The 17,088-nt window shown below is 66.9% G+C and carries 13 protein-coding genes; 10 read left to right on the top strand and 3 right to left on the bottom strand.

Annotated features, from left to right (window positions below; genetic code table 11):
* Positions 1–5: 5 nt before the first annotated feature.
* The 3 genes from AB4Y64_RS02385 to AB4Y64_RS02375 are packed head-to-tail and all read left to right on the top strand — an operon-like array spanning position 6 to position 3,186.
* Complete coding sequence (locus AB4Y64_RS02385; protein WP_441814843.1) at positions 6–848, top strand: hypothetical protein; 843 nt, start codon at positions 6–8, stop codon at positions 846–848.
* Positions 845–1,687, top strand: coding sequence for an alpha/beta hydrolase (locus AB4Y64_RS02380; RefSeq protein ID WP_441814842.1), 843 nt, complete (start codon positions 845–847; stop codon positions 1,685–1,687). Before AB4Y64_RS02385 ends, AB4Y64_RS02380 begins: the two co-directional genes overlap by 4 nt.
* A 5-nt stretch (positions 1,688–1,692) precedes the next feature.
* A complete protein-coding gene (locus AB4Y64_RS02375; RefSeq protein WP_441814841.1) occupies positions 1,693–3,186 on the top strand; it encodes an oligosaccharide flippase family protein in 1,494 nt (497 codons plus the stop codon).
* 12 nt (positions 3,187–3,198) lie between these two features.
* On the opposite strand, the gene AB4Y64_RS02370 is transcribed toward AB4Y64_RS02375, so the two are convergent.
* Positions 3,199–5,040: a choice-of-anchor Q domain-containing protein gene (locus AB4Y64_RS02370; protein WP_441814840.1), complete on the bottom strand. Its 1,842-nt coding sequence runs from the start codon at positions 5,038–5,040 to the stop codon at positions 3,199–3,201.
* A gap of 110 nt (positions 5,041–5,150) precedes the next feature.
* Between AB4Y64_RS02370 and AB4Y64_RS02365 the strand changes: the two genes are divergently transcribed.
* A complete protein-coding gene (locus AB4Y64_RS02365; protein WP_441814839.1) occupies positions 5,151–5,918 on the top strand; it encodes a YdcF family protein in 768 nt (255 codons plus the stop codon).
* Positions 5,919–5,982: 64 nt separating this feature from the next.
* Here AB4Y64_RS02365 and AB4Y64_RS02360 read toward each other — a convergent pair whose 3' ends face one another.
* Together AB4Y64_RS02360 and AB4Y64_RS02355 are read right to left on the bottom strand one after the other, a co-directional pair.
* Positions 5,983–6,615 (bottom strand): hypothetical protein, encoded by a 633-nt coding sequence (locus AB4Y64_RS02360; RefSeq protein ID WP_441814838.1) that lies wholly within the window; start codon positions 6,613–6,615, stop codon positions 5,983–5,985.
* 129 nt (positions 6,616–6,744) lie between these two features.
* On the bottom strand, positions 6,745–7,659 hold the full coding sequence (locus AB4Y64_RS02355; RefSeq protein ID WP_441814837.1) for a LysR family transcriptional regulator: 915 nt from the start codon (positions 7,657–7,659) through the stop codon (positions 6,745–6,747).
* A 90-nt stretch (positions 7,660–7,749) separates the two neighbouring features.
* On the opposite strand from AB4Y64_RS02355, the gene AB4Y64_RS02350 reads away from it, so the two are divergent.
* From AB4Y64_RS02350 to AB4Y64_RS02325, 6 genes are read left to right on the top strand one after another with little or no spacing between them, the layout of a single operon-like run.
* Positions 7,750–8,856, top strand: coding sequence for an LLM class flavin-dependent oxidoreductase (locus AB4Y64_RS02350; protein ID WP_441814836.1), 1,107 nt, complete (start codon positions 7,750–7,752; stop codon positions 8,854–8,856).
* 18 nt (positions 8,857–8,874) lie between these two features.
* On the top strand, positions 8,875–9,915 hold the full coding sequence (locus AB4Y64_RS02345) for a flavin reductase (RefSeq protein WP_441814835.1): 1,041 nt from the start codon (positions 8,875–8,877) through the stop codon (positions 9,913–9,915).
* 45 nt (positions 9,916–9,960) lie between these two features.
* The gene (locus AB4Y64_RS02340; protein ID WP_441814834.1) at positions 9,961–12,054 is read left to right on the top strand and encodes a DUF1302 domain-containing protein; all 2,094 of its coding nucleotides are present in this window, start codon (positions 9,961–9,963) and stop codon (positions 12,052–12,054) included.
* Between the two features lie 14 nt (positions 12,055–12,068).
* Positions 12,069–13,400, top strand: a complete 1,332-nt coding sequence (locus AB4Y64_RS02335) for a DUF1329 domain-containing protein (protein ID WP_441814833.1) — start codon at positions 12,069–12,071, stop codon at positions 13,398–13,400.
* A 14-nt stretch (positions 13,401–13,414) separates the two neighbouring features.
* Positions 13,415–14,533: a WD40/YVTN/BNR-like repeat-containing protein gene (locus AB4Y64_RS02330; RefSeq protein ID WP_441814832.1), complete on the top strand. Its 1,119-nt coding sequence runs from the start codon at positions 13,415–13,417 to the stop codon at positions 14,531–14,533.
* A 23-nt stretch (positions 14,534–14,556) separates the two neighbouring features.
* Complete coding sequence (locus tag AB4Y64_RS02325) at positions 14,557–17,064, top strand: efflux RND transporter permease subunit (RefSeq protein WP_441814831.1); 2,508 nt, start codon at positions 14,557–14,559, stop codon at positions 17,062–17,064.
* Positions 17,065–17,088 lie beyond the last annotated feature (24 nt).

Genomic DNA, 17,088 nt, shown 5'->3' with positions numbered 1-17,088 from the left:
CCGGCATGAACGCAATCGCCATCGACGAAGCCGCAGCGGTGAGCAGCGGCCCCGTGTTGTTCGGCGGCGCCGACCGCCGCCTGTTCGGGTTGCTGCATGCACATGCCGCGCAGGATGCCGGGCGCGGCTCGATGCTGTTGTGCGCGCCGTTGCTGCAGGAAGGCATCCGCACGCATCGCGCGCTGTGGTCGGTGGCCGAATCGGTGGCCGCTACGGGCGCAACCGCGCTGTGCTTCGACTGGTATGGCAGCGGCGATTCCGCCGGCGCCGATCCCGAGCTCGGTCTGGCCGGACTGTTCGACGACCTCGACGCCGCGCGGCGGCTGTTGTCCGGGCGCAGTGGTGGCGATCGCATCACCTGGCTGGCGTTGCGCAGTGCCGCGTTGCCGCTGCTGTCCTATCTGCCGACGCTGGTGCAGCCGGTGGACGTGGTGTTGTGGGATCCGCAGCTGGTCGGCGCCGATGTGGTCGACTCCTGGCGTCGCCAGCATCACGCCCAGCTGTACGACAGCGGCCGCTACGCCCATGCGCGGCATGAACCCGATCCCGACGACCTGCTGGGTTTCCGCGTCGATGCGCAGACGCTGGCGACGTGGTCATCCTTCGACGTCACGGCCACGCCCTTGCCACGCGGCAGCCGCGTGCGCCTGGCGCAGTGGCAGGCTTGCGATGCAACCGCACGCTTCATCCGGACCCAGCAGGAAAATGCAGTCGAGGTCGACGTGATCGAACTGGAACCGTCCGAGCAACCTGCCTGGGAAGAGCCCCGGCAGTTTGGCAGCCAGGCCTACCCGCGCCGCAGTGTCGCGCAGCTGGGACAGCGCCTGGCCGCAGGGGTGGCGCGATGAACCTGCAAGTAAAGATCACAGGTGACAACGTCGAACCGCTCGACACCGGCGAGCGCGTGGTGCAGTTCGGCAATGGCCTGGTCGGTGTGATCAGCCACGTGGGCAAGGCGGTTAAACCGCGCGTGGGCGTGCTGCTGCTCAATGCCGGCATCACCCGCCATGTCGGCCCGTTCCGCGGCCATGTCGAACTTGCCCGCAGGCTCGCGGCGCAGGGCATTCCGGTATTGCGCTTCGACCAGTCCGGGCTCGGCGACAGCGCCTTGCCGGGGCAGGCGACCAGCGACCGCCGCCGTCGCGAGGTCGATGCGGCGATGCGCGTGCTCGCCGAGAACACCGGCGTCTACCGCTTCGTGCTGTGCGGCCTGTGCTCGGGTGCCGATGACGCCTTCCACGTGGCGGCGGCCGATCCACGCGTCGCCGGCACCATCCTGATCGACGGTCTGGCCTATCCGACCGTGGGCTTCTGGCTGCGCCACGTGCTGCCGCGCCTGCTGCATCCGGGCAAGGTGTTGCGCTACCTGCGCTCGCGCGGCAGCGGTGCGCCATCGCTGGCGGATTACCGGGATTTTCCGTCGCGTCCGGATGCGGTGCGGATGCTGTCTACGATGGTCGCGCGCGATGCGCGCCTGCTGTTCGTCTTCACTGGCGGCGCCTACCCGTACTTCAACCATCGCGCGCAGCTTGCCGCCTGCCTTGGCAGTGCCGCGGCGTCCACCCAGGTCAGCCTGGAGTTCTGGCGCGAGTACGACCACACCTTCTACCTGCGCAAGCATCGCCGCGTGCTGATCGAACGCATCGCTGGCTGGATGCAGTCGCAGTTCGGGCCGGCGGGACAGTGACGGCAATGGCCAGCGAATCTCCCGGCATCGGCAAGCATTACCTGCGTTATTCCTCGGCCAACATCCTGGTGCTGCTGGCCGGGCTGGTGTCGTTCCCGATCATGACCCGGCTGCTGGACAACACCCAGTACGGCATCCTCGGTTACTACGACACCTGGGTATTGATGGCGGTGGCGATCGCCAAGCTCGGTGCCCAGCATTCGATCCTGCGCTTCTACCCGCACGGCGGTGACAGCACCGCGGTGCGCGCGTTCGCGACCAACCTGTTCTACCTGCCATTGCTGGTGTCGCTGGTGCTGTGGGTGCTCACCGGAACCGGAATCGTCGTCACCGACTGGTTCGTCGGCGCGACCCAGTCGCCGGTGTTCTGGATGGCGATGCTGATGATCCCGGCCATGGTCTACAGCAGCCTGGTGGAGACCGTGCTGCGCGCCACCGAGCGCTCGCGGACGGTGATGTTCACCCGCATCGCCTGGCGCTATCTGCAGCTGCTGCTGATGGTCGGAGCGGTCGTGGCGATCCAGCACACCGCGCTGGTCGCCTATGCCGGCAAGCTGGTGTCTGCGCTGCTGGGCATCGCCTTCTACGTGTTCTGGGCCCACCGCAATCTGGGATTCTCGCGGCAGGCCCTGGATCCAGGCTCGCTGAAGCAATCGATGGCGTTCGGCATGCCGCTGGTGGCGACCGAGATGCTGTCGGTGGCGCTGGTTTCGGTAGACCGGCTGATGCTCAAGGGGCTGTCGGGCGACTTCGCGGTGGTCGGCATCTACAGCATCGGTGCAGGCCTGGCGATGCAGGTCCACATGTTCATGAACCTCACCGTGTTCGAGTCGTTCACGCCGATGGCGAACCGGCTGTTCGTCACCGAGAACGCGGCGGCGGTGCGCGCCCTGAAGCTCAAGATGCTGCTGCCGATGACCTACGCCGCGGTCGGCATCTCCATTGCGCTGCTGTGCCTGGGCACCGACGTCATCATCGCCCTGAGCGGCGCCGGCAAGGCCGCCTCCGGGCCGGTGTTTGCAGTCATTGGCGCGACCAATGCCGTGCTGCCGGTGATGCTGGTATGCGGTTACGGTCTCATGCTCGAGAAGCGCACCCGCACGGTGTTCGCCCTGGGATGCACGACCGTGCTGCTCAACACCGCCCTCAACTTCGTCCTGATCCCCAGGTACGGGTTCATGGGCGCGTCGTACGCGACGGTGGCCAGCTCCTTTGTCGCCGGCATCGGCCACTGCATGCTGGTGTCGCCGACACTGCGCCAGCTGCCGGACCGGCGCACGCTGGCGGTGGCGGGCGTCGCCGCGGTGGTCGCCGCGATCTGCGCATGGGGTTCGTTGCACCTGGGGCTGCGGCCTGGATGGCAACGCCTGATCGGCGCCGGCCTGCTGATCGGTGGCCCTTACCTGGCGACGCTGCTGCTGCTCGATCCGCGCCTGCGCGCGATGCTGCCGATGGGGCGCAAGGCGCCGCAGGGCACTGGCGAATCGCTGGCGGGGTAACCGGGCCGCGGCTTACCCGTAACGTGCGCGCTGCTTGCGCAGGGCAACGAAGATTCCGGCGGTCAGCAGCGAGGCAATCACGATCGAGCCGATGGTCTTGGCCGAAGCCTGTGGCGGCGCGACCGTGTCGGGGCCGATCGGTTCCGGCGCGGGGCCGGTGGACGGTTGCGGCGTCGCTGCGCCGCCGCCTGCCGCTGCCGGGGCCGCGGTCTTGCCGCCCTGGACCTCGATGGCGCCGATATCGGCGGCCGCGCCCGACGGGCGTGTGTGGTGCAGGTAGTCGACACCTGCATCGGTCGACTGTGACGCGCCGTCGATCAGCGGGCTTCCCGCCAGCGGCACCGCATCGAAGCCGGCCATGTCCATGCCGGTCAGGCGCGGATTGCGCCCGCACAGGTTGCCCTTGAAGCACTGGTCGTCCTTGACGTTCCAGAAGGCATTCCCGGAGAAGTTCACGATCGCCTTGCTCTCGTCGGCGTAGTGGCCGCAGGTCAGTTCGCCGCTCTTGTCTTCGCCGTTGGCGAGGAAGTCGGGCTGGCCGACCAGGGCGTTGTCGAGAATGTCCACGCGCGAGGACTCATCGCCGCCGGACGTGAGGATCAGGCAATCGCCTTCGCCGGTGATGGTGTTGTGGCGGACGATGGCCTTCTGGTTGCGGCCGATGCCGATCGAAAGCGCATTGCCCATGGCCCGGCACATGTCGCTCCAGGTCATGTCGAACTTGTCGTGGAAGTAGCCGCACTGCCCGATGATCACCGAGTTCTCGATCAGCGCGTTGCCGGCGGTCTTGATCTGGTTGCCGGCGTTGGCCGCCGCATACGTGCGCCGCACCACCACGGTCGCGGTCTTGGACCCGTCGGTGTAGAGCAGGTCGAGGCCGTCGGAGGTGTTGTGGTGGATGCGCGAGTCCTCGACCAGCCAGTGGCCGTCGGTCCGCGCCGTGCCCAGCCCGTCGCCGTAGCCGCCGTTCTCCTGCGCCCAGCACGCATAGGGTTCGCCGGTCTTCCAGCGCTCGGCGCAGCCGTTCCAGGCGATCTCGACGTTGCGCAGGATGATGTCGCCGGAGTTGGAGCTCTCATCCTCGCCGACATCGCCGTCCCAGCCGGCCCAGCCGTTGGCGATGATGCGTACCCGTTCGACCGTCCAGTCGGTCAGCGCGCCGGCCATGATGCCGCGACCGGACAGGCCGTGGATGTTGAGGTCATGCAGCCAGACGTTGCGCGAGTGCTTGGCGTACAGGCCCACCGACGCCCAGTCGCCGTAGGGCGACTTGTCGCGTTCGCAGCGGACGTTGTCGTCGGTGTGGAATTCCACACAGTCGCTGCGATCGGTGATCTCCAGGCAGCCGACCTCGACGTTGTCGGTCTTCTGCAGGTTCAGGACGATGTCCAGTCGCTGCGTGCCCCACAGCTTGGGCGGGGCCTTGCAGCCGGTGTCGTAGCCCTGGCCGAGGATGCGCGTCTTCGCATCGGGGCTGCGACCACTGGGCGGCGCGGCCGGATAGCAGTCGTACGGGGCTTCTTCATAGCAGCGTGAACTGTCGTCGCCGGCACTGGGGGCGCCCCAGCCGATCATGTAGTCGCCGGACCCGATGATCAGCGTGTCGCCGCCTTCGATGCGTGGGCGGTCGTTGGTCGGCAATGCGTAGAAGGGATGCTTCCAGGCGCAATCGAGCTTGCTGCCGCTGCCGGGGTAGGGCGCGTCGGCGCGGCCGTTGCATTGCTTGTCGTCGCCGCCGTCGGTGCGGACGTAGTAGGTCGTGGCCGCCGCGGCCTGGCCCCACCCGGCGAGCAGCGACAGCAGGATCAGAAGCCAGCGGAGCCGGAGCGGAAGAGGGCGCGGTTGAGCGGGCATGATGGTTCCCGGAGCGGGGGCAGGGATGCGCGAGAGGCGAACAGCCGGTACACCCCTGACAACGGACTTCGCGGCCGGCGCCGGCCTGTGGTCGCGCCGTTTGCGCGTTCATGCAAGACTCTGGCGCCATGCACCTGATCCTGCTCTCGCCGATCACCTGGGGCCTGCTGCTGGCGGCGGTGCTGCTGTTGGGCTGGTCACGGATGGGCACCGCGCTGCGTGCGATCGGCGTTGTCCTGGTCATGGCGGTGCTGGTGCTGTGCATGCCGCTGGGCGGCAATGCCCTGCTGGGCCATGTCGAATCGCAACTGCCCGACGATGCGCGCTGCCAGGCGCCAGGTACACCTATTGTCGTGCTCGCCGGCGGCCTCGACGATGAGCCGCGTGCCGACGACGACTATGCCGCCCTCACCCTGGCCAGCTGGCGGCGTCTGTTTGGCGCGGTTTCGCTGTGGCGATCAAGCCCGGGTACCCCGCTGGTGATCGCCGGTGGCGGCCCGTTCCGGATCAAGGAGTCCGCGGTGCTCGCCAGTCTGGCGCGCGACTGGGGCGTGCCATCGACCGTGCTGCGCACCGAATCGGATTCGACGACCACCTGGGAAAGTGCGATGGCCCTGCGCGGCACCTTACCCGCGCGCATCCGCCTGGTCAGCTCGGCCGAGCACCTGCCGCGGGCACTGCTGTCGTTCCGCGCCGCCGGCTTCCAGCCGTGCGTGGAAGCCAGCGATTCGTCTTACATGCCGGCCGGTGGCATCGGCTACTTCCTGCCGCAGACATCCGGCGTCGAGAAGTCGCAGACGGCCCTGTACGAGATGGCCGGCATGGTGAGCTATCGCATGCGCGAGCGGACCGCGGCGCCGGTGACTGCCTCGCGATAGTCGAGGCAGGGCCCGGCACATGCCGGGCTCCCTGCATGTTGGCTGGCAGTGCGCCAGCCCGTGATCAGAACGACAGGCGCACGCCGCCGAGGTACTCGGTGACACCTTCGGACAGGGTCACCGAGGTGGTCGCAGCCCAGCGGTCGGTGAAGTGGTACTCCAGGCCGAGGTCAGCGTAGACGTTGCCATCGAGCTCGAACGAGCCCAGCGACTCCCGGACGTCGCCCAGGTCCTGGTAGCCCAGGTAGGCATGGCCGACCAGCTTCGGCGCGATGCGACCGCGCAGGCCGCTGCTGACACGGAAGCCGGCGACATCGTCGCTGACGCGGTTCGGAGCGTTCTTGATCTGGAACTGCCCGACGCTGAGGTTGGCATCCTTCTCGACATAGGCGGCCTGGGTGACCCAGTCGAGGTTCTCGCTCAGCCCGGTGGCGAAGCCGCCGCCGAGGGACCACTCGTTGACGTCATTGTGGCCGCCGAAGTGGTTGATCTTCTGCTCGCGGTAGCTGCCGGTGACGAAGAAGCCTGCACCCACTTCGAACGAACCCGCCAGGCCGATGCCCTTGTAGTTCGCTTGGGGTGCGTCGTTGTAGATGTAGTCGAGTTCGACGTTGGAGTAGCCGAGGCCGTTGGCTTCGGTGGCGTTGGCGGAAACCGACGCGCAAGCAAGTGCAATGAACAGCAAGGTCTTCTTCATCAAGGACATCCAGAGTGTGGGAAACCAACGGGTCCAGGCGGACCCGGCAGCCCTGTGGGGGCGGTGGATTCAACCACTCTGGTGCTGACTGCCACATCAGAACTGTCTGATTCTCGAAGTGGAGCAGCCTCAATCCGCTGCCGCGTGCCGGATCTGCTGCAGCAGCCACGCCAGGCCGGGGTCGGCATCGAATCGCCTGTGCCAGGAGAGGAAGGCCGTTGTCGAGGCAAAAGGCAGTGGCGGTTCGTGCACGCTCAATTCGAACAACTCGGCGAATGTAGTGCCCATGCGCCGGGGCAGGTTGCAGATGAAGCCGGTCCTGGCCGCGATGATCGGCATCGCGAGGAAGTGCTGGACCACCGCGCCGATGGACCTTTGCAAGCCCCGCTGCGCGAGCATCTGGTCGACGACGGTGCCACGCCGGTCCGCTGTCCGGATGACGACGTGCGGCCTGTCGAGGAAGAGTTCGAGCGGGAAGCGGCGTTTGCCGAGCTTCTCCCGTTTCCAGATCAGCGTGGCCACGTTCACCTCGGCCACGGCCTCGCTGCACACGCCTGAACTCCGGATGGCCTGGGCGTCGATGACGGCGTCGATCTCGCCCGATTCCAGCAGCGGCTGGCCCTGTTCCGCATCCGGGACGGGAACCAGCCGGATCAGGATGCCCGGCGCCTCGCGCCTGATCGCCTCGAGCAACTGTGGTGCGATCGAGAACTCGACCAGATCGCCGCAGCCGATCGCGAACTCACGCCGCGCCAGCGCAGGCGCGAACGGCTCCGATTCCTGCAGCGCAACGCCCAGCTTCGCCAGCGCGTCCGTGACCGGGCCGATCAGGGTTTGCGCGCGTGAGGTCGGCACCAGCCCGTTCCTGCTCTGCACGAACAGTTCGTCGCCAAGCGCATCGCGAAGGCGTCTGAGCGCATGGCTGACTGCCGGCTGCGTCAATGCGAGGCGATCGCTCGCGCGGGTCACGCTTCGTGTCTCCCACAGGCGCAGGAACACCGCAAGCAGGTTCAGATCGAAGTTGTCGACATTCAGTTTACGCATGCGATGGATTCGGACATTTCATTTTACTTGTGAGCCCTGGCGTTGAGAGATTCAGTCCTGCCCAGCTCAGCATCAGGCGAGGAGACATCGATGACAGGAAGCAGTGCAGTACAGGCCGGCGCGGCCAACGCGGCAAACGCGGTTTCGTTGGGGTGGTTCTGCCCGACGCTCGGAGACACCAGCGCGTTCGGCGATCCTGCCATGACCATCCCGCAGTCGCTCGAGCACTTCGAGCGGGTCACGATAGCGGCGGAGGACGCCGGCTTCGACTACATCCTCGTCCCGGTCACGCCGTTCTGCTGGGACGCGTGGATGGTTGCATCGTTCCTGCTGGCAAGGACAAAACGCATCAAGACATTGGTCGCGATCAAGCCCGGGTACATTCATCCGGTCGCGCAGGCAAAGATGGTCGCCGCGCTGGATCAACTGTCCAACGGACGCGTGCTGCTCAACCTCATCGCCGGCATCAGCGAGAAGGATGCGCGGGCGGAAGGACAGTTCGAATCCAAGGAAGAGCGCTACGCGCAACTGGAGGAAGAAGTCGTCCTCATGAAGCGGCTGTGGACCGAGGAAAGCGTCGCCTTCGACGGTCGCTTCCATCGCGTTGCCGGGCCGCGGATCACGCCCGGCCCCGCGCAGCAACCGCATCCGCCGTTCTTCCTCGGCGGCGGTTCCGAGCAGGCCGCCGAGATCTCGGCCCGGCATTCGAGCGAGCACCTGTTCTGGGGTGATTTCCCCGAGCGCATCGGCGAGGAGATCATGCAGATGAGGGCGCGTGCCGCCAGGTACGGTCGCGAGGACGAGATCCGCTTCTCGATGCGGCTGCAGATCATCTGCCGCGAGACCGAGAAGGACGCCTGGGCAGCCGCGGACAACCTGATTGCGGGCGTCGGTGAAGAAGGCAAGGCGCTGGTCAAGGCGCTGGAGGGTTCCAGCGGCTCGGTGGCCAACCAGCGCCAGCGGGAGCTGTCGAAGACGGTGGGTCGCAAGATGACGCCGCACCTGTGGACCGGCATCACCGAGGTCCGTCCCGGCGCGGGCGTGGCGGTGGTGGGCGATCCCTCGCAGGTGGCAAGGCAACTGCAGGATTTCATCGACGTCGGTTGCAGCGGATTCTGCCTGTCGGGCTACCCGCATCACGAGGAAGCCGAGCGCTTCGGTCGCCTGGTGATGCCGCTGTTGACCGCTCGCGGCTGATCGCCCCAGGAGACCGACATGACCTCCTCCGACTCCAGCTTCGATTCAACCTTCGACTCCAGGGAATTCCGTCGCGCGCTTGGGGCGTTCACCACGGGTGTCACGATCGTGACCACGCGCGGCCCGGCAGGCAACGACTGCGGCCTGACCGCCAACAGCTTCAACTCGGTATCGATGGATCCACCGCTGGTGCTGTGGAGCCTGGACAAGACGTCCACCAGCCTCGATGCATTCTCCGGCGCCGGCCACTTCGCGGTGCATATCCTGGCCGCGGACCAGGAGTCGACCTCCAACCGGTTTGCGCGCAGCGGCGTCGACAAGTTCGAAGGCATGGATCTGGCGCGCGGTCACGGTGATGTGCCCCTGCTCGACGGCTGCTCGGCCAGGTTCGAGTGCCGGGTTGCCTACAGGTACGACGGCGGCGACCACATCATCTTCGTCGGCGAGGTCGTGGCCTTCGACACCTTCCACCGGCCGCCGCTGATATTTCACGGCGGCAATTACGGCTTGCTGCTGAAGAAGTCCGATGAAGCGGCCGGCGCCGGTGCGGGCATTGGCAACGACTGGCTGGGTTTCCTGCTTGGTCGTGCCTTCTACCAGCTGCTGATGCCGATCAAGAAGAGCCTCGGCGAGCACGGCCTGCGCGACCTCGACTACACCATCCTCACGGTGCTCAGCATGGGCGAGGGGAGGACGATCGACGATCTCGGCAAGCTGGTGGCCATGACCGGTTACCAGATGGGCGAGGCCGACATCGCCGAACTCATCGAGCGCGACCTGGTGAGCGTCGTGAGCACGGACGGAGGTGGCGAGGCGGTGGTGTGCTTCACCGACGACGGCCGCCGCTACGCGATGGAGTTGCTTGCATTCGGCAAGTCGGCCGAGGGCGATGCCGTGCGCGACCTCGACCATCGCGAGGCCCAGGTGCTGAAGATGCTGCTCCGGCGCGTGATCGGCTCCACCGCGGGCGGGCTCCCCGACTGCTGGCGCAAGGACCGGTTCTGGCGAGATGACAACATCTGGCGCGAGGAGATCGCTGTGGCTGAAGGAAGCAGCTGACACCCGGACCGGCACACAGGCGACATTTTCCAAGGATGGAACGACATGCGTACTTCGGGCAATCTGGCGCTCATGCGTCGCGCAACGTTGTCGATGGCCGTGGTGATCGCCCTGCTCGATCTCCCCCTCGCCCATGCCATCGATTTCCAGAACGGCGAACTTGAGGGCAGCTTCGACACCACGGTTTCCTATGGTGCTTCGGTGCGCGGCCATGGGCGAGATCCGCAGCTGGCAGGCAAGGCGACGATCAATCCGCTGATCGGGCGGCAGAACGTCACGCTGGGGGCGTCGTCATTTCCTGGCAGCCCCGCGCAGGTGGCCGCGCCTGGCAGTTTTTCTGTGAACCGCGACGACGGCAACGGCAAGTACGACAGGGGCGACCTGATCTCCAGCGCGCTCAAGGTCACCTCCGAACTGAGTCTGGAGTGGCGTGGATGGGGCGCGTTCACGCGCGCCACCTGGCTCCACGATTTCCAGAACGACGACCGCCAGGACCTGACCCGTATCGCGCGCAGCCGCGTCGGCGAGCGCTTCCGCGTCCTCGATGGTTTCGTCTACAGGGACTTCGGCTACGGCGAGGGCAAGACGGCCAGCGTGCGCGTGGGACGCCAGGTCGTGAGCTGGGGCGAGAGCACCTTCATCAGTAACGGCATCAACGTGATCAACCCGGTCGACCTGTCGGCGTTGCGCGTGGCCGGCGCTGAGCTGAAGGAAGCATTCCTGCCGGTGCAGTCGCTGTGGGCGTCGTTCCAGGTGACCGACAATCTCTCGATCGAAGGTGTCGTGCTGGGCGAGTTCGAGGAAATCGAGGTCGATCCGTCCGGGACGTATTTCAGCAGCAACGACTTCGCCTCTCCCGGTGGCACCTACGCGATGCTCGGGACGGGCACGGTGCCGCAGCCGGTCGACAATCCCGAGCTGTATTCCCGGGTCTGCAACGGCACTGCCGATGGCTGGGCGCAGAGCGATCGCGTCGGCGCCTACGCGGACACGTTGCGCGCCCGGTTGCCGGCGGGCACGTCCGACGCGGTGATCCGCCAGCAGGCACTGGCGCTGGTTGGTACCGGTTGCGCGGCCTCTTACCGGCGCGGGCCCAACAACAATGCCAGCGACAACGGCCAGTTCGGCGCCGCCACACGCTGGCTGGTGCCGGAACTGGGCGATACCGAATTCGGCTTCTATTACCTGCGTTACCACAGCCGGTTGCCGCTGATCTCCGGTTACGCCGCCAGCGCGGCGCCCGCCACCACGCCCGGTTCGCGCGGGTTCGGCGCGCCGGTGCGCGGCGCCAGCGTCATCGTCGAATATCCCGAGGGCATCGATCTGTATGGCCTGAGCTGGAACAGCAACCTGCCGCTGGGCGTTGCGTTCCAGGGCGAGGCGAGCTACCGGCCGAACCTGCCGCTGCAGTACGACGACGTCGAGCTGCTGCTGGCCACGCTGTCGCCGCTGACACCGCCCGGCAGCCCGGTTCCGCCTGCGGCGCGGTTCGTCAGCCAGCTCGGGCAGTTCTCCGCGGGGCAGTACGTCCGCGGCTGGGGGAGGTATGAGGCCAGCCAGCTGCAGTCGACATTCACCAAGGTATTCGGCGAAGTGTTCGGCGCCGACCAGATCGCGCTGGTCGGCGAGATCGGCGCAACGCTGATCAACAACCTGCCGGACCGGTCGCGCCTGCGCTTCGAAGGGGAGGGCACCGACACCGGCGGTGGCTGCGCCATTGCCGACGTCGGCACGTTCGGTTCGCCGGATCCGCGAACCGGAAGCACGCCACTGATTCCAGGCACGGGCCTGTCCACGCCCGGTTGCCTGCGCAATGCACAGACCTTGCCCGGCGCCGGACTGCCCACGGATTTCTCGTGGGGATACCGCGTCGCCGCGCGCGCCGACTTCAACTCGGTGCTGGGCGGTCCGGTCAACCTGGGGCCGCGCATCGGCCTCAACCACGACGTCCAGGGCACCACGCCCGGGCCAGGCGGCAACTTCCTGGAGGGGCGCATGTCGCTGACCGTGGGCATGGAAGCCAACTACCTCAACCGCTGGGTCCTCGACATCAGCTACACCGCCTTCGGTGGCGCCGAACCCTACAACCAGACTTCCGATCGCGACTTCGCGTCGGCCAGCGTGAAGTACTCATTCTGATGGGAGACACCGCGATGAGCATCAATCTTCGGAAGTCGAGCGCACTTTGCGCGGCATTTGTCGGGGGCGGCCTGCTGGTGCTGGGCGCGGCCTTTGCCGCGACGCCCATGGGGGCCGAACAAGGCGCGAACGCAGACGGTTCCATACCGCCGTGGACCGGTGGCCTGGCCAAGCCTCAACCCGGCTATCAGCCACGCCGCCACCATCCCGATCCGTTCGCCTCCGAGAAACCGGTCCTGCAGATCACCGCGGCCAACGCCGACAAATACCAGGACCGGTTGTCGCCGGGCTTGCGGGCGATGCTGGCGCGCTACAGGAGTTATCGGGTCGACGTCTACCCGAGCCACCGCACGGCCGCGTTTCCGCAGTGGGTATACGACGCAACGGCGAAGAATGCTGCTGCCTGCAAGCGGGTCGGTGACAGCGCCGGTGTGCAGGGCTGCACCGGCGGCGGCATTCCCTTTCGCGCGCCCAGCACCGGCGCCGAGGCGGTCTGGAATCACAAGCTCAAGTACCGCGGCTTCTCCTCGCAGATCTTCGACAACCAGGCTCCGGTCACGGCCGGCGGCACTTACAACCTGGTGCGCATCCGCGAGGACCTCCTGGTGCCGTACGACAAGCAGGGAAGCACCTCGGACACCATCAACAACGTCGGTTCGTACTTCAAGCAGGAAGTCCTCGGGCCGGCGCGCCTGGCCGGGCAGGTGATCCTGGTGCACGACTCCATCAACGATGCGGTCTCGCCGCGCCAGGCCTGGGTCTACAACCCGGGCCAGCGCCGCGTGCGGCGCGCGCCCAACATCGCCTACGACAACCCGGCGACGGCATCCGACGGCCTGCGCACCAACGACATGTACGACATGTTCAACGGTGCAATGGACCGGTACGACTGGAAGCTGGTCGGCAAGAAGGAAATGTACGTGCCCTACAACGCCTACCGGGCCAAGCTGAGCAAGCTCGACGAACTGGTGCGGCCGGGCCATTTCAATCCCGACAAGCTCCGCTACGAGCTGCACCGGGTCTGGGTCGTGGAAGCCACGCTGAAGCCGGGAATGCGCCATATCAATCCGCGACGCACGTTCTACCTGGACGAGGACAGCTGGCAGATCCTGCAGGTGGACCATTACGACGGTGCGGGAAAGATCTGGCGTTACTCGGAGGCGCTGCCGATCCAGTACTACGAGGTGCCGCTGTTCTGGACCGGTGCGGACGTGCACTACGACCTGAAGTCCGGACGCTACAACGCCGTGTTCCTCGACAACGAAGACCGACCTCGTGACTTCACGCACCAGACCAGCCCGGCTGCCTATTCGCCCCAGAACCTCCGCGCTTCTGGCGTGCGCTGACAACAGGAACCTGCATGTCGCATCCGTGTCCGCGCCTGCGCGCGCCGTTGCTGGTGCTCGTCGGAGCGCTTGCCCTGCCCACCGGCGCGACCGGTCCGTTGTCCGATCCGGCCTTTCTTCCTGCCGACGTCACAAGGCATGGCGAGGGTGCGCTCCTGCTGGATGCCGGCCTCGTCGGCCACGCCTATGTCGCGGTAGGTGAGCGCGGGCTGGTACTGCTGTCTGGCGACGGGCAGGCCTGGCGACAGGCCGTGCGGGTTCCGACCCGCAGCACGCTCGTCGCGATCGCTTCGGTCGGTGACTCGGTGTGGGCTGCGGGCCATGACGGGGTGATCGTGCACTCCAGCAATGCCGGCCGAAGCTGGGTCCGCCAACGTGCGGCGCCCTGGACGGCGGACGACGCCGATCCTGCCCACGGCACGCCGGTGCTGGACCTGTTGTTCGTCGACGCCCGCCACGGATTCGCAATCGGCGCCTATTCGCTGCTGCTGGAAACGCACGATGGCGGCAGGACCTGGGTGACGCAGACGCTGCCGGGCGGTGGCGACGATACGCAGGCCGCACAGCCGGTGGTCTTGGCGGTACCGACGGCACCCGCAACCGCCGACTGGGTCTTCAGCGACGACCAGCTCGAGCTGGGCGACGAGAGTGACCCGCACCTCAACGCAATCGCCCGTACCGGCTCAGGTGGCCTGGTGATCGTGGGCGAACGTGGCAGCGTCTACCGCTCCCGCGATGACGGCGCCACATGGGTGCGCGGCAAGCTGCCGTACAACGGCTCGATGTTCGGCGTGATCGGCTGGTCAGGTGAGCATGTGCTTGCCTTTGGCATGCGCGGGAAAGTGTTCGAATCCCGCGACCTGGGCACAAGCTGGACGGCGGTCGAGTCCGGTGTCGCCACGGCACTGATGGGCGCAGTCGCACTGCCCGAGGGCGGCGCGGTGCTGGTCGGCGCCGATGGTGTGGTGCTGCGGCGCGATCGCGGCGACGCCGGCTTCCGTCGACTGACACACACCGTCAGGACCGGCGAAACGCCGACGCTGGCCGCAGCGCTGCCGGTTGCCGGCAATGCGGTCCTCGTCTTCGGCGACCGCGGCGTCGGCCGTGTGGCAATGACGGTCCCGGCGCCATGACCGGCAAGCGCAGGGGCGACAGCATGCATGACAACCATACCCCGCACGGCCGCTTCAGCCGGCTTGCCGAACAGTGCGTCTTCGGTGCCCGCCCGCTGATCCTGCTGGCTTTCGCCGCCATCACGCTGGCGATGCTGTACTTCGCCAGCCAGCTGAAGGTGGATGCCGGGTTCAAGAAGCAGGTCCCGCTGCAGCACGAGTACATGCGCACGTTCCTCGAATACGAGGGCGAGTTCGGCGCGGCCAACCGTGTCCTGGTCGCGGTGATGGCGAAGGACGGCAGGATGTTCACGCCGGACTTCTTCAGCACGCTCGAAGGCGTGACCGCCGACGTGATGGCCATGGAAGCCACCGATGACGCGCGCGTGCGATCGCTCTACACGCCCAACGTGCGCTTCGTCGAAGTGGTGGAGGACGGCTTTGCCGGCGGCAACGTGGTACCCGATACCTTCGATGGGACGACCGCCACGGCGGAGCAGTTCCAGGTCATCCGCGACAATATCCTCAAGGCGGGCATCCTCGGCCGCCTGGTGGCCAGGGACTGGTCGGGGGCCATGGTCTGGGCGGACCTGGTTGCGGAGGATTCCGGCCCGGGACTGGACTACCAGGCAGTCGCCGGGCAACTGGAGGCGATCCGCAGCAAGTACGAGAAGGCAGGCGTCACGGTCCACATCATCGGTTTCGCCAAGGTCGTGGGCGATATCGCCGACGGTGCGCGCTCGGTGATCAAGTTCTTCGCTGTCACGGTCGGGCTGACCTGGCTGCTGCTGTTCCTGTATTCCACGTCGGTCAAGCTCGCCTCACTCACCGTGGCCTGCGCCCTGGTCGCCACCGTCTGGATGCTGGGTGCGTTGCGCCTGTTCGGCTTTGGCATGGATCCGATGAACATGCTGACGCCGTTCCTGATCTTCGCCATCGCGGTCAGCCACGGCGAGCAGATGATCAACCGCTTCCGTGGCGAGCTGTTCTTCGGCGGCCTGGAAGACGGCACCACCGATGAATTGCGCTGCCGCCGCGGCGTGCCGGCGGAGCAGGCCGCGCGACGTGCATTCCGGGCGCTGCTGGTCCCCGGTGCGGTGGCGCTGGCCGCCGGCTGTATCGGCTTCGCCGCGATCCTGGTGATCCCGATCCGGATCATTCATGAGCTGGCGATCACGGCAACGGTCGGGGTCGCGATCATCGTGTTGACCGACCTGGTGCTGTTGCCGGTGCTGCTCAGCCACACCCGCCTGGGCAACCTGGAGCGCAAGCGCGAGTACCGGCTGCGCCAGCTGACCCGCTTCGATCGGGTCTGGGCACTGCTGGCGCGGCTGAGTCGTCCGCTGCCCGCAGCGGTGGTGATCGTGCTGGGCGTGGCGATCTGGTTCGCGGCCGAAAAGCGCGGCGACGAGGTGAAGATCGGCGATTCCGAGCCGGGTGTGGCCGAGCTGAGACCGCAGGCGCGCTATAACCAGGATGCGCGGCTCATCGCCGACAGGTTCGCGCTGAGCATCGACATCCTCAACGTCATCGCCGAAGCGCGGCCGAATGCCTGCACGCTCAGTTTCAAGGCCATGGACCTGATCGACCGCTTCGCCTGGCACATGGGCACGGTGGACGGCGTGGAGCAGGTGATCGCCCTGCCGATGGCGGCCAAGATCGTCAACGCCGGCTGGCACGACAGTTCGGTGCGCTGGCGCGTGCTGCCGCGCGACCCCGACAGCCTGCGCGTGGCGACACAGGGATTCGAAACCGATTCCGGCCTGCTCAACGCCGACTGTTCGGCCATGCCGGTATCGATATTCCTGAGCGACCACCGCGCCGAGACCATCGACCGCGTCATCGCGGCCGTGCGCGGGTTTCGCGAGCGCAACGGTGCCGCTGCCGGCAGCGACGTGAACCTGCGCGAGAAGCTGGCAGCCGACGCCAGGGCCGCCGAGGCGCGAGGGCAGGCGTTCAGCAGCGACGAGGTCAATCTTCGTCTTGGCACCGGCCATATCGGCGTTGCCGCGGCGGTCAACGATACCGTGCGCGCGGTCGAGCACCGCATCCTGTACCTGCTGTATGCGGCGGTATTCCTGATGTGCCTGGTGTCGTTCCGCAGCGCACGCTCGGCACTGTGCATCGTGTTGCCGCTGGTGCTGGTGACCGAACTGGGCCACGCACTGATGGTGCAGCTGGGCATCGGCATGAAGATCAACACCCTGACGGTGGTGGCGCTGGGCGTGGGCATCGGCGTGGACTACGCGATCTACCTGTTTGCTCGCATGGCGGAGGCGATGCGCGGCGGCAAGACCGTCGGCGAGGCCTACTTCGTGGCGCTCAAGACCACCGGAGTGGCGATCTTCTACACCGCGTTGACGCTGGCGCTCGGAGTGGCGCTGTGGATCTTCTCCGACCTGAAGTTCCAGGCCGACATGGGGGTGATGCTGACCTTCATGTTCGTCGTCAACATGGTCGCGGCGATCGTGTTCCTGCCGGCGCTGTGCCGGTGGCTGCTCAGGCCGCTGGAGCGCGACGACCGGGGGGAACCTGCGCAGCCGGCCCGTTGACGGCTGCGCCATTCAGTCCGACGC

Source organism: Lysobacter sp. TAF61 (assembly GCF_052113485.1).
Classification (GTDB): domain Bacteria; phylum Pseudomonadota; class Gammaproteobacteria; order Xanthomonadales; family Xanthomonadaceae; genus Lysobacter_J.
This window is presented reverse-complemented; position numbering and strand designations above follow the sequence as displayed.